Consider the following 13,145-nt stretch of genomic DNA (forward strand, 5'->3'; position numbering starts at 1 on the left):
ACAACCCACACAGCCGCAACGGCGGCATGCAGCAGGACGGCAGGACGCCCGAATGCCCATGCCATCGAAAGCGGATACAACGAGGACACGGACATGGCGCATTTTGAACTGATCGAAAAGATGGCACCCAATGCGGTGATCAAGGTGGTTGGCGTGGGCGGCGGCGGCGGCAATGCCGTGGCGCACATGGTCAACTCGGCGGTGGACGGCGTGGAGTTCATCACCGCCAACACCGACTCGCAGGCCATCAAGAATTGCGGTGCGAAGCTGCAGCTGCAGCTGGGCACCAACGTGACCAAGGGCCTGGGCGCAGGCGCGAACCCGGAAGTGGGCCGCCAGGCCGCCCTGGAAGACCGTGAGCGCATCATGGACGCCCTGCAGGGCGCCGACATGGTGTTCATCACCGCCGGCATGGGCGGCGGCACCGGCACCGGTGCGGCGCCGGTGGTGGCGCAGCTGGCCAAGGAAATGGGCATCCTGACCGTGGCCGTGGTCACCAAGCCGTTCCCGTTCGAAGGCCGTCGCCGCATGCAGGTTGCGCTGAAGGGCATCGAGGAACTGAGCCAGCACTGCGACTCGCTGATCACGATTCCGAACGAGAAGCTGATCACCGTGCTGGGCCGCAACGCCACCATGATCCAGGCGTTCCGTGCCGCCAATGACGTGCTGCAGGGCGCCGTGCAGGGCATTGCTGACCTGATCGTGCGTCCGGGCCTGATCAACGTCGACTTCGCCGACGTGCGCACCGTCATGTCCGAAATGGGCCTGGCGATGATGGGTACCGGCACCGCCCGTGGCGATGACCGTGCCCAGGCTGCCGCCGAAGCGGCGATCCAGAACCCGCTGCTGGACGATGTGAACCTGGCCGGTGCCAACGGCATCCTGGTCAACATCACCGCTGGCGCCGACTTCACCATGGCCGAGTTCGACGAGATCGGCCGCACCATCGATGGCTTCGCGTCCGAAGATGCCACCGTGGTGGTCGGTACCGTGCTGGATCCGGACATGCAGGACGAAGTGCGCGTGACGGTGGTGGCTACCGGCCTGAACCGCGTGTCGGCCAGCAAGAGCCAGCGTCCGGGCGAGCGTGCGCCGATCAAGCTGGTGCGCAATGCCACCACCGGCCAGCCGGAGTTCGGCGAGTTCGACACGGGTGGCGATGCGGTCTCCAAGGCCGTGGGCGGCATGGGCCTGGGCCTGCGTCGTGCCAGCAGCGATACCGCGGCAGCCTCCACCGCGTCGGCCCCGGCCTCTTCGGCCCCGGCGGCGGCGGAACTGCCGAATGATTACCTGGACATCCCGGCGTTCCTGCGCCGCCAGGCGGACTGAGCGGAGCTGCCCGGGGCTTGTCCTCCCCGGGTCGCGCCACCATGTCCTGAAGTGCGGGCGCCGGGCCAGGATAGGCCCGGCGGCCCTTCACGCGTGTCCCACCCGCGCGCCGGTGTGTCCTGCCGCCGTTTCAGCCGGGGTAGGGGAGTGCGCGTGTTAATCTAAGGTGTCACTTCCGGTCTGCCCCCATGATCCAGCAACGCACCCTCAAGAACACGATCCGCGCTACCGGCGTTGGCCTGCACAGCGGTGACAAGGTCTACATGACCCTGCGCCCGGCACCGGTCAACCACGGCATCGTGTTCCGCCGCGTGGATCTGGATCCGGTGGTGGAAGTGCCGGCCAAGGCGGAGCTGGTCACCGAAGTGACCCTGTGCACCGGCCTGACCTGCAACGACGCCAAGGTCCAGACCGTTGAACACCTGATGTCGGCTCTGGCCGGCCTGGGTGTGGACAACATCATCGTCGAGCTGTCCTCGGCCGAGCTGCCGATCATGGACGGTTCGGCCGGCCCGTTCGTGTTCCTGCTGCAGTCGGCAGGCATCGTGGAACAGGATGCGCCCAAGCGCTTCATCCGCGTGCTCAAGACCGTGGAAGTGACCGAGGGTGACAAGGTGGCCCGCTTCACGCCCTACGAGGGGTACAAGCTGGGCTTCACCATCCAGTTCGACCACCCGATGATCCCGGCCAAGCAGTCACGCCAGGAAATCGAATTCTCCACGCTGGCGTACACCAAGGAAATCTCCCGCGCGCGCACCTTCGGCTTCATGCGCGACCTGGAGTACATGCGTGAACGCAATCTGGGCCTGGGCGGGTCGATGGACAACGCCATCGTGCTTGACGAGTTCCGCGTGCTCAACGAAGACGGGCTGCGCTACGCCGACGAATTCGTGCGCCACAAGATCCTTGATGCGATCGGCGACCTCTACCTCGCCGGTGGCCAGGTGCTGGGCGCCTACGAGGGCTTCAAGTCCGGTCACGCGCTCAACAACAAGCTGGTGCGCGCGCTGATGGCCGATGCCAGCGCGTGGGAGTGGGTCAGCTATGACTCGCCGGCGCTACCGGATCCGGTCGAGTACGCCACCCCGGCCTACGCCTGATCCACATAACGTTTTGAATTGAAAGGAAAAAACGCCGCCTCTCAGGGCGGCGTCCGCATTTCTGGAGGCTGCGATGGATACGACGCAGCAGGTGACGCGACTGTCGGTCTGTCGTCACGGTTTCGTGAACCTGTTGGATCGGAAGCCTGAATTTAACGTTGTTTTAACAACAATCTAACGACAGGTCCACCGGGGACCGCTAGGATGCGACCCGGCCCCCGAAATGTTTCACGCTGCGGTGACACGCGCGACGGGGAGCGGAGCAGGAGGCTCCGTTGTCCTCAGGACCGCTTCTTCGGCTTCGAAGGAACATCCTGCAGGGCTGCCAAGGCGTCGCGTAGCCCTTTGTGCGTGGCGGCTGAAACTGCGTGGGGGCCATTCCGGTTGTCGATCGCTGGGGAGCGTGAGGGAGTGGTGGACGCAGTCTTGATGGTCACCCTGGTGGCCTTCAGCCCGATGGACCGGGCCGCGTCGAGAAGCTGGGCCTCGGCAAGCCGGAACTTGGCATGCCAGACCGGGGACTCGACGAGAAAAACGAGGTGTTCCCCGTCCACATTGGCCAGCCGGCAACGGCTGCGCAGAGGTGGCGGCAACTGGGGGCGCAACTGACGGTCCAGCGCGTCGAGCCACAAGGCACGCCGCAGCGGGTTCCCGCTTTTGTCCGCCATTACCGCATCCAGTGCCGGTTTCGGCACGGAAGCGGGGCGAACGCTGGATTTCGGCTCAGACATGAAAACTCACTGATGGCATTCAAAAAGATCGTAATCAAAACGCGTGAAGGTCAGGCCAAATCGGCGCTCACGCGTTTGCGGTTCTATTTCGAGGACCGCCCCCGTGCCCTGCTGGGCAGCGTGCTCGGGGTAGGCTGCATTATCGGCTTTGCAGGCGGAATCGGCGCCAACGCGTTCAACGATTCGCGGCTGCAGGCCAAGGTCGACCGCCAGGAGGCTGAACTGGCCAAGGTCCAGCGCGATGCGCAGACCCAGGTCAACGCGCTGGCGGCCCGCCTCGGCGAGCTGCAGGCGCAGGCCACCCGCCTCAACGCCCTGGGCGAACGGCTGACCCAGATGGGCAAGCTGGAAGATGGCGAGTTTGACTTCAACGAAACTCCCGGCCTGGGTGACGGCGATGCCGGCGGCCCGACCTCGGACATCCCGGTCAAGGATGTCAACGCCGACTTACAGGTGCTGGAGCAGCGTTTCGCTGCTTCAGGCCGCCAGCTGTCGGTGATGGAATCGCTGATGTTCGATCACCAGCTGCAGCAGAACGCCGTGCCTTCGCGCATGCCGATCCGCAACAGCTATGTCACGTCCGGCTTCGGCACCCGTGCCGACCCCTTCGGCCGCGGTGCCGCCACCCACAAGGGCATGGACTTCCACGCCCGGGTCGGCGATCCGGTCATGGCCGTGGCCGATGGCGTGGTCAGCTTCTCCGGCGTCAAGGGCGGCTACGGCAACGTCGTCGATGTCGACCATGGCAACGGCTACGTCACCCGCTACGCGCACAATTCGCGCCTGGTCGTGAAGGTCGGCGATCTGGTCCGTGCCGGCCAGGAAGTGGCCAAGGCCGGTTCCACCGGTCGCTCCACCGGCGCCCACGTGCACTTCGAGGTGTGGGAAAACGGCAACGTGGTCAACCCGCGCAAGTTCCTCGGCGACGGCGGCAACACGCCGGTCGGCCGTATCAGCCGCGGCTGATTCCAGCGCCGGGCATGGCCCGGCGCCACCCTCCTTGGGGTCAGATCCTTTCGCCACGGCGAAAGGGATCCGACCCCTTTGCTCAACCCCGGTTTGCCGGATCCGGGCCGATCACGCCGCACGGGACGCTTGAAACCCCTCCCGGCCGTCCCAAGCTACAATGGGTGTTGCCATCGACAGGGCGCCAAGCGCCCTGTTTCGTTTGCGGCGGACGGATTCCCCAGGGAAGGCCGGGCGTCGTGTCCATCCAACCCGGTTCCTTCAATGATCAACAGCCTGCTTACCCGCGTATTTGGCAGTCGTAACGAACGACAGCTGCGCCAGCTCAACCGCATCGTCGCCAAGATCAATGCGCTGGAGCCGGAGATCGAGAAGCTTTCCGACGAGCAGCTGCAGGCCAAGACGCCGGAGTTCAAGCAGCGCATCGCCGGCGGTGAGGCCCTGGACAAGGTCCTGCCGGAAGCATTCGCGGTCTGCCGCGAAGCCGGTCGCCGCGTGCTCGGCATGCGCCACTACGACGTGCAGCTGATCGGCGGCATGGTCCTGCACCTGGGCAAGATCGCCGAAATGCGTACCGGTGAAGGCAAGACCCTGGTGGCCACGCTGCCGGTGTACCTCAACGCGCTGGAAGGCAAGGGCGTGCACGTGGTCACCGTGAACGACTACCTGGCCCGCCGCGATGCCGCGCAGATGGGCAAGCTGTACAACTGGCTGGGCCTGAGCGTGGGCGTGGTGTATCCGGGCATGCCGCACAGCGACAAGCGCGAAGCCTATTCCGCCGACATCACCTACGGCACCAACAACGAATTCGGTTTCGACTACCTGCGCGACAACATGGCGCTGTCCAAGGCCGATCGCTATCAGCGCGGCCTGCACTACGCCATCGTCGACGAAGTCGACTCCATCCTGATCGACGAAGCACGCACCCCGCTGATCATCTCCGGCCCGGCCGACGATTCCCCGGAGCTGTACATCCGCGTCAACCGCATCGTGCCGAACCTGGTCAAGCAGGAAGTGGAAGACGGCGAGGGCGACTTCTGGGTCGACGAGAAGGGCAAGCAGGTGCACCTGTCCGAAGCGGGCATGGAGCACGCCGAACAGCTGCTGGTCGAGGCCGGCATCCTCAACGGCGACACCGAAGGCCTTTACGCGGCGCAGAACCTGACCGTGGTCCACCACCTCAACGCCGCCCTGCGCGCGCACGCCATCTACCAGCGTGACGTGGACTACATCGTGCGCGATGGTGAAGTGGTGATCGTGGACGAGTTCACCGGCCGTACCCTGGCCGGTCGCCGCTGGTCCGACGGCCTGCACCAGGCGGTGGAGGCGAAGGAAGGCGTGCCGGTGCAGCGTGAGAACCAGACGCTGGCCAGCATTACCTTCCAGAACCTGTTCCGCATGTACAAGAAGCTGTCCGGCATGACCGGTACGGCCGATACCGAAGCATTCGAGTTCCAGAGCATCTACGGCCTGGAAGTGGTGGTGATCCCGACCAACCGCCCGACCATCCGCAAGGACAGCCCGGACCAGGTGTTCCTCAACCGCAAGGGCAAGTTCAACGCGGTGCTGGCCGACATCGAGGAATGCGCCAAGCGCGGCCAGCCGGTGCTGGTCGGTACCACCTCGATCGAAACCTCGGAAATGCTGTCCGAGCACCTGCGCAAGGCGGGCGTGAAGCACGAAGTGCTCAACGCCAAGCAGCATGACCGCGAAGCGACCATCGTCGCCAATGCCGGTCGTCCCGGCGCGGTGACCATCGCCACCAACATGGCCGGTCGTGGTACCGACATCGTGCTCGGTGGTTCGCTGGAAGCCGAGCTGCATGCGCTGGGCGAAGATGCCACCGATGAACAGAAGGCGGCGATCAAGGCCGACTGGCAGCAGCGCCACGAAGCAGTGAAGGCGGCAGGCGGCCTGCACATCGTCGGCACCGAGCGCCATGAATCGCGTCGTATCGACAACCAGCTGCGTGGCCGTTCGGGCCGCCAGGGTGACCCGGGTTCGTCCCGCTTCTACCTGTCGCTGGAAGACAACCTGATGCGCATCTTCGCCTCCGACTGGGTGCAGAAGGCCATGCGCATGATGGGCATGAAGGAAGACGACGTCATCGAAGACCGCCTGGTCAGCCGCCAGATCGAGAAGGCGCAGCGCAAGGTCGAGGCCCACAACTTCGACATCCGCAAGAACCTGCTGGACTTCGACGACGTCAACAACGACCAGCGCAAGGTCATCTACGCCCAGCGCGATGAACTGCTGGACGCCGAATCGGTGAAGGAGAACGTCGATGGCATCCGCGACGATGTCGTCTTCGACATCGTTGCGCGCTTCGTGCCGCCGAACTCGGTGGACGAGCAGTGGGACCTGCGTGGCCTGGAAGCGACCCTGGAGTCGGAGTTCGGCCTGCAGATGTCGCTGACCGACCTGGTCAAGTCGCACGAGGAACTGGACGCCGAAACCATCGCCGCCAAGGTGCAGGAGCGCGTCAACCAGCACTTCGCCGAGAAGGAAGCCAGCGTCGGCGACGAGACCATGCGCGCGCTGGAAAAGCATGTGATGCTGACCGTGCTGGACCAGAGCTGGAAGGAGCACCTGGCACGCATGGACTACCTGCGCCAGGGCATCTACCTGCGGGGTTACGCGCAGAAGCAGCCGAAGCAGGAGTACAAGAAGGAAGCCTTCGAGCTGTTCTCGGACATGCTGGAGAACGTCAAGCGCGAAGTGGTGACCCTGCTCGCCCGCGTGCGCATCCGCAGCGACGAGGAAGTGCAGGCACTGGAAGCGGCCGAGCGCCAGCAGGTCGAGGCACGCCTGCGCCAGTCGCAGTTCCAGCACCAGGACGCCGGCGGCTACAGCGCCGACGAGGAAGCGGCGCAGGTGCAGGCCGCGCAGCAGGGCGTGGCCCAGGTGCAGCGCGAAGAAGCCAAGATCGGCCGCAACGATCCGTGCCCGTGCGGCAGTGGCAAGAAGTACAAGCACTGCCACGGCCAGCTGAGTTGACCGGCCAGAGAGCCCCGCGAAAGCGGGGCTCTCCCGTTCTGGGGCAGGAAAGTACGCGATCCGCGATTGCGCCGGTCCCCCTGTTGTAGGCATGCTCCCTGCATGCCTTCCCCCACCCGATCGATCCATGTCGTGGCGGCCGTCATCACCGACGCCCGTGGCCGCGTGCTGCTCAACCGTCGTACCGAGAACCGCGACATGGCCGGCCTGTGGGAGTTCCCCGGCGGCAAGCGCGAAGCGGGCGAAACCTCCGCGCAGGCCCTGGTGCGTGAACTGCGCGAGGAACTGGGCATCGAAGCCGAGGTCGGCGACTGGATCATGGACGTGCCGCAGCGGTACCCGGACAAGCACCTGACGCTGGAAGTGCGGCACGTCCGCAGCTGGAAGGGCACACCGCGCGGTCGCGAAGGCCAGGCCATCACCTGGGTCGCGCAGGACAAGCTCGGACGCTACTCGATGCCGCCGGCCGACCTGCCGGTGGTGGCGGCACTGCGCGAGCCCGACTGCTACCTGGTCACCCCTGCACCGGGTGAGGACGATGCCGGTCAACGGCAGTGGCAGGAACGGCTGCAGCGCGCGGTCAGTGGCGGCCAGCAGCGCATCCAGCTGCGCCTGCCGCTGCAGCATCCTCGCCGTCAGGCCCTGATCGAGCAGGCGCTGCGCGCGCACCGGCGCGGGGTGCAGTGGCTGCTGAACCGCGATATCGAACTGGCGCGCTCGCTGGGTGTCGGCGTGCATCTGGGCAGCGAACAGCTGTTGTCCCTGCAGGCGCGACCGTTGCCGGATGGGCAGCTGGTGGGAGCCTCCTGCCACGATCTTGAGCAGCTGCAGGCCGCACAACGGCTGGGATGCGACTTCGCCGTGCTTGGGCCGGTGCAGGCGACCGCCAGCCATCCCGAGGCAACGCCGCTGGGCTGGGATGCGTTTGCCGCCCTGCGTGCACAGGTATCGCTGCCCATCTACGCGCTGGGTGGGATGGCACGCGGCCAGGTCGCTGAGGCGCGCCGCCATGGTGGGCAGGGCATCGCCGCCATCCGCAGCCTGTGGCCGGAGTAGAGCACGCTCGCGGGTCAGATCCTCGCGCAGCCGGGCTCTGACCCCATTGCCGGGATCGGACCCCTAGCGATCACAATGTGATCCAGAAACAGCCGTACTGACGTCGCAGTCCCAGCACCGTCGCGGCGCGGGTGGCGCTGCCAGGCAGCGTCTGCTCAAGCCGCAGGCCTACGGGATGGCGCGATGCGGAGGGCTCGGTCGCGGATCCGGCCAGTGCAGGATCCTCGTCCTGGAGAACGGCCTGTGCCTGCTGCGGATAGACCGGCACGACGTCCACCAGTGGCCGCCGCGCCAGCGACTCCAGCTGGCCGAGGATGCGCTGCGCGCCCGCGTCGGACACCGCCCCCCAGAGATAGAGTGAGGACAAGCGGTTCACGTCGTTGCCGGTAATGCCGGTGCGCAGGGCCTGTACCAGCTCGCTCAGGCGGCGCGGGCAGCGCGCCCCCAGCGAGTCCTGCGGCAGGTGGTTGCCGGCAGGAGCGGGAGGTGGCAGCCGTGATCGCGCGCCGATGCTGTCGCAGGGCCGGTCGGTGTAGACGCTCTGGCCTTGTGCATCGGTGCAGCGGTTCAGGCGCGAGGCCTGGCCGTGGGCAACGCCGGGCGCAGCGGACAGCAGCAGCGGCAGCAGCAGGAGTGAAATGGATCTCATCGACGCAGGGTAGCGCCGAATGCACGCGTGCAGCGTGCTTTCAGCCCTGCAGCAGTTTCAACACGGCCGTTGTCGGCTTGGCCAGGTTCAGTGTGTAGAAGTGCAGGCCCGGCGCGCCGCCTTCGATCAGGCGCTGGCACAGCTTGGCCACCACTTCGGCGCCGAATGCACGCACCGATGCCGCGTCATCGCCGTAGGCCTGCATCTTGCGGCCGATCCAGCGCGGGATCTCGGCACCGCATTGCTCGGAGAAGCGGCGCAGCTGGCTGAAGTTGGCGATCGGCATGATGCCGGGCGTGATCGGCACGTCCACGCCAAGCCGGCGCACTTCATCCACGAAGTGGAAGTAGGCGTCGGGGTTGAAGAAGTACTGGGTGATCGCCGCGTCGGCGCCGGCATCGATCTTGGCCTTGAAGTGCTTCAGGTCGGCCAGGGCATCGGAGGCCTGCGGATGTGTTTCGGGGTAGGCACCGACCTCGATGCGGAAGGCATTGCCATGTTCGGCACGGATGAAGGCGATCAGTTCGGCGGCGTAGCGCAGGTCGCCAGGAAAGCCCATGCCCGAGGGCAGGTCACCGCGCAGTGCGACCAGCCGGCGGCAGCCGATCGCGCGGTACAGCTTGAGCAGCTCGCGGATTTCCTGGCGGGTGCCGCCGACACAGGAGAGATGAGGCGCCGCCTCGAAGCCGTGGTGCTGGTTGAGATGGCGCACGGTCTCGGAGGTGTAGCTCAGGGTCGAGCCACCGGCGCCGAACGTACAGGACACGTACTCGGGCGCGTAGTCCTTCAGCTTCGCCGCGGCACGGTCGAGCTGGCTGCGCTGTTCGTCGGTCTTGGGCGGATAGAACTCGAAGCTGATGGCGGTCATGGCACGGGCGATGGCGGCGGGTGCGAACCAGTATATCGCTTCATCAAGATGGATGTGCAATGAATGTGTGAAGCGCCTGCCGCGAAGGGGGAAGGGCGGGTACCCTGTGCCACTGAATTCCTGATCACGCCGCACTCCATGTCCATCGTCCTTACCGATTTCGCCCGTCCCCGCCTGTTCCCGCGCGTGCCACGCGGCAACACCATCCAGGACTGCACTGCCGAGCAGTTCGAGGCCCACCTCAATGCGCATGCGCCACTGAAGGTGCTCGACGGCTACGCGCCATTCTGCAAGCTGTTCGTCTACGAGAACTGGACCAGCACGCGCTGCCTGACCGTGCCGGTCACCGATGCCAACCGCCACCTGCTGCGCAGCGGCTACGAAGCGCGCAACCGCGATGAGCTGCCGGTGCTGGTGCGTTGGTTCGAAGGCGTCGAATCGCCGCGTGCGAACTACCTGGTGGTGATCCTGTACAGCGCCGAGCAGCTGGCCAAAGAGGGCTCACCGATCGATGCGGACTGGGGCATCGTCGGCTGCATCTACACTGCCGAACCGGAAGAAGTGCCGATGGCGCCGATCACGATGATGCGCAATGCGCTCGGTGTGGAGGAGGGGGGTTCCGGCGTGCCGCTGGACCGTGAGGCCTACCAGCGTTCGGTGGCGTTCTGGGAGAACAACGCCAACTGGCGGCCGTAGGCCCGGTCACGTGCGTCCGGCCGCGCTCAGCCGGAAAGCCATTCCCACCACGGGTAATGGTATTCGCGGTCGATTGCCTGCCAGTGCTGGCCGCAGTGTGCACAGGCGACCGTGTGGCAATCGCCCCAACCATCTTCGGCCTCCTGCAACGAGAGCAGCTGCATGTGGCCCTGTTCGAGCAGGTGCCGGGGATCGAAGAACGGGTAGGTGGGGTTGAGCGCGCACAGGCAACCCTCGCGCGCCTGCCAGTGGCGCAATCGTCGCAGCGCCGCCTTCAGGTGCGCCTGGTTGCTGACCAGCATGCCGCCGAGTTCGACGGGCTGGCAGCGTCGCTCGATCAGGTCGGCGTGCGATGCCAGGGCCTCCAGCGAGGAGGGGGTGAACAACCGCGCAACCGTGCGCGCGGTGTCGGTGATGCGGCTGGCGTCGCGCGACAGCAGATTCTGCAGCAGCACGTCGGCCTGTGCATCGTCGAGCCGGGGTATCGGCGCTGCGGACCACGGCCAGCGCATCAGCGGGCCTTGCCGATGGCGGCGTAATGGCCGGCAGTAAGGCGCAGCAGGTCGGCCGGCGCCAGTTCCACTTCCAGTCCACGACGCCCGGCGCTGACATGCAGGCTGGGCAATACCTGCGCACTGGCATCCAGGAACGTGCGCAGGCGCTTCTTCTGCCCGAGCGGGCTGATGCCACCGACCACGTAGCCGGTGGCGCGCTGGGCGGCGTCGGCAGCGGCCATCTCACACTTCCGGCAGCCGGCTGCTTCCGCCAACGCCTTCAGGTCCAACTGGCCGGCCACCGGCACGATCGCCACCAGCAGCTCGTGGGTTTCGGTGCTGGCCAGCAGGGTCTTGAATACCTGTGCCGGATCGAGGCCCAGCTTGTCGACGGCCTCGCCACCATACGATTCGGCGTGGGCATCGTGCACGTAGCTGCGTACGGTGTGGGCGATCTTCTCGCGCTTGAGCAGGGTGATGGCCGGAGTCATGGGCGCATCGTAGCGTGGGGCGACGCGGCTGCCTTGACCGAGGCTGTTGCCGCGATCCGGCAGCGCCGGACCATGCCCGGTGGCGTGGAGATCGTATTGCCTGCGTGTCGATGAGCAGGCGCCCTGCACCCGCCGGGCATGGCCCGGCGCTACCGGGATGCTCATGGGCTGGCGCTAGCGGCGTGCCTGACGCAGAACGGGCGCCCGAAGGCGCCCGTTCTTTCTGTTTCCGTTGCTGGGGCCGGGGCCCTTTCCTGCGGAAAGGGAACCGACCCCGGGCGCGGCATCAGTAGCGGTAGTGGTCCGGCTTGAACGGGCCTTCCACCGGCACGCCGATGTAGTCGGCCTGTTCCTGGGTCAGGGTGGTCAGCTTCACGCCGATCTTCTCCAGGTGCAGGCGTGCCACTTCCTCGTCCAGCTTCTTCGGCAGCAGGTAGACCTTCTTCTCGTAGCTGTCCTTGTTCGCCCACAGGTCGATCTGTGCCAGGGTCTGGTTGGCGAAGCTGTTGGACATCACGAAGCTCGGGTGGCCGGTGGCACAGCCCAGGTTCACCAGGCGGCCCTCGGCCAGCAGGAAGATCGCATTGCCGTTCGGGAAGACGTACTTGTCGACCTGCGGCTTGATGTTCACGTGCTTGATGCCCGGGTAGGACACCAGCGCATCGACCTGGATCTCGTTGTCGAAGTGGCCGATGTTGCAGACGATCGCCTGGTCCTTCATCGCGCTCAGGTGCTCGATGCGGATGATGTCCTTGTTGCCGGTGGTGGTGACGTACAGGTCGGCACGGCCCAGGGTCGATTCGATGGTGTTGACTTCATAGCCTTCCATCGCTGCCTGCAGGGCGCAGATCGGATCGATTTCGGTCACGACCACGCGTGCGCCGTAGGCACGCAGCGAGGCGGCGCAGCCCTTGCCGACGTCACCGTAACCGCAGACCACGGCCAGCTTGCCGGCCAGCATCACGTCCATGGCACGCTTCAGGCCATCGGCCAGCGACTCGCGGCAGCCGTACAGGTTGTCGAACTTGCTCTTGGTGACCGAATCGTTGACGTTGATCGCCGGAATCAGCAGGGTGCCGGCCTGGGCCAGCTGGTACAGGCGGTGCACGCCGGTGGTGGTCTCTTCGGAGACGCCCTTCCAGTCCTTGACCACGCGGCCCCAGTAACCCGGGCGCTCCTTGGCCACGCGCTTGAGCAGGTTCTTGATGACCTGTTCCTCGTGCGAGGAGGAGGCGGTGTTGACCCAGTCACTGCCGTTTTCCAGCTCGTAGCCCTTGTGGATCAGCAGGGTGACGTCGCCACCGTCATCGACCACCAGCTCCGGACCGGTCAGGGTGCCGTCGGCCAGGGTGAAGGTCAGCGCGTCCAGGGTGCAGTCCCAGTACTCTTCCAGGGTCTCGCCCTTCCAGGCGAACACCGGGGTGCCGGTGGCGGCGATGGCCGCAGCCGCATGGTCCTGGGTCGAGAAGATGTTGCACGAGGCCCAGCGCACGTCGGCGCCGATGTCCTTCAGCGTTTCGATCAGCACCGCGGTCTGGATGGTCATGTGCAGCGAGCCGGTCACACGCACGCCCTTCAGCGGCAGCTCGGCCTGGTACTTGCGGCGGATCGACATCAGGCCCGGCATTTCATGCTCGGCGATGTCCAGTTCCTTGCGGCCCCAGTCGGCCAGGGTGATGTCGCGGATCTTGTAATCGCCTTCGGTGGAGAAGGTCTTGGCAACAGCGTTCATGCAGTAGCTCCGGTTGTGGGCGAGCGGGTGCTCGCA

Annotated in this window: 12 protein-coding genes; 6 read left to right on the forward strand and 6 right to left on the reverse strand. The window is 66.0% G+C overall.

Features of this window, described 5'->3' with window-relative positions:
• Nucleotides 1-93: 93 nt before the first annotated feature.
• Together ftsZ and lpxC are read left to right on the forward strand one after the other, a co-directional pair.
• A complete protein-coding gene (gene ftsZ, locus ACZK08_RS02980; protein WP_053516450.1) occupies nucleotides 94-1,329 on the forward strand; it encodes a cell division protein FtsZ in 1,236 nt (411 codons plus the stop codon).
• Between the two features lie 188 nt (nucleotides 1,330-1,517).
• Entirely contained in the window at nucleotides 1,518-2,429 is a 912-nt protein-coding gene (lpxC, locus tag ACZK08_RS02985) for a UDP-3-O-acyl-N-acetylglucosamine deacetylase (protein WP_065182801.1), read from the forward strand.
• 281 nt (nucleotides 2,430-2,710) lie between these two features.
• Here lpxC and ACZK08_RS02990 read toward each other — a convergent pair whose 3' ends face one another.
• Complete coding sequence (locus ACZK08_RS02990; RefSeq protein ID WP_053516447.1) at nucleotides 2,711-3,160, reverse strand: DciA family protein; 450 nt, start codon at nucleotides 3,158-3,160, stop codon at nucleotides 2,711-2,713.
• A gap of 12 nt (nucleotides 3,161-3,172) precedes the next feature.
• Between ACZK08_RS02990 and ACZK08_RS02995 the strand changes: the two genes are divergently transcribed.
• The 3 genes from ACZK08_RS02995 to ACZK08_RS03005 all read left to right on the forward strand — a co-directional run bounded on the left by ACZK08_RS02995 (nucleotide 3,173) and on the right by ACZK08_RS03005 (nucleotide 8,179).
• Nucleotides 3,173-4,126, forward strand: a complete 954-nt coding sequence (locus ACZK08_RS02995) for a M23 family metallopeptidase (RefSeq protein WP_053516446.1) — start codon at nucleotides 3,173-3,175, stop codon at nucleotides 4,124-4,126.
• A gap of 264 nt (nucleotides 4,127-4,390) precedes the next feature.
• On the forward strand, nucleotides 4,391-7,123 hold the full coding sequence (secA, locus tag ACZK08_RS03000) for a preprotein translocase subunit SecA (RefSeq protein WP_053516445.1): 2,733 nt from the start codon (nucleotides 4,391-4,393) through the stop codon (nucleotides 7,121-7,123).
• Between the two features lie 102 nt (nucleotides 7,124-7,225).
• Nucleotides 7,226-8,179: a Nudix family hydrolase gene (locus tag ACZK08_RS03005; RefSeq protein WP_065182800.1), complete on the forward strand. Its 954-nt coding sequence runs from the start codon at nucleotides 7,226-7,228 to the stop codon at nucleotides 8,177-8,179.
• 70 nt (nucleotides 8,180-8,249) lie between these two features.
• Here the strand turns inward: ACZK08_RS03005 and ACZK08_RS03010 are convergent, their stop codons facing one another.
• Nucleotides 8,250-8,828 carry a DUF4124 domain-containing protein gene (locus ACZK08_RS03010; RefSeq protein WP_065175808.1) on the reverse strand — a complete coding sequence of 193 codons (579 nt, stop codon included), beginning with the start codon at nucleotides 8,826-8,828 and terminating at the stop codon, nucleotides 8,250-8,252.
• Nucleotides 8,829-8,868: 40 nt separating this feature from the next.
• Nucleotides 8,869-9,696, reverse strand: a complete 828-nt coding sequence (gene metF, locus ACZK08_RS03015; protein ID WP_053516480.1) for a methylenetetrahydrofolate reductase [NAD(P)H] — start codon at nucleotides 9,694-9,696, stop codon at nucleotides 8,869-8,871.
• 138 nt (nucleotides 9,697-9,834) lie between these two features.
• On the opposite strand from metF, the gene ACZK08_RS03020 reads away from it, so the two are divergent.
• Entirely contained in the window at nucleotides 9,835-10,392 is a 558-nt protein-coding gene (locus ACZK08_RS03020) for a DUF3228 family protein (RefSeq protein WP_065182799.1), read from the forward strand.
• A gap of 26 nt (nucleotides 10,393-10,418) precedes the next feature.
• Here the strand turns inward: ACZK08_RS03020 and ACZK08_RS03025 are convergent, their stop codons facing one another.
• The 3 genes from ACZK08_RS03025 to ahcY form a co-directional block, all read right to left on the reverse strand.
• Entirely contained in the window at nucleotides 10,419-10,904 is a 486-nt protein-coding gene (locus ACZK08_RS03025) for a hypothetical protein (RefSeq protein WP_065182798.1), read from the reverse strand.
• Complete coding sequence (ybaK, locus tag ACZK08_RS03030) at nucleotides 10,904-11,377, reverse strand: Cys-tRNA(Pro) deacylase (protein WP_053516440.1); 474 nt, start codon at nucleotides 11,375-11,377, stop codon at nucleotides 10,904-10,906. Before ybaK ends, ACZK08_RS03025 begins: the two co-directional genes overlap by 1 nt.
• A gap of 286 nt (nucleotides 11,378-11,663) precedes the next feature.
• Nucleotides 11,664-13,109 (reverse strand): adenosylhomocysteinase, encoded by a 1,446-nt coding sequence (gene ahcY, locus ACZK08_RS03035; protein WP_065182797.1) that lies wholly within the window; start codon nucleotides 13,107-13,109, stop codon nucleotides 11,664-11,666.
• Between the last annotated feature and the right edge of the window lie 36 nt (nucleotides 13,110-13,145).

This window comes from Stenotrophomonas sp. 112478_Sma (assembly GCF_056479905.1).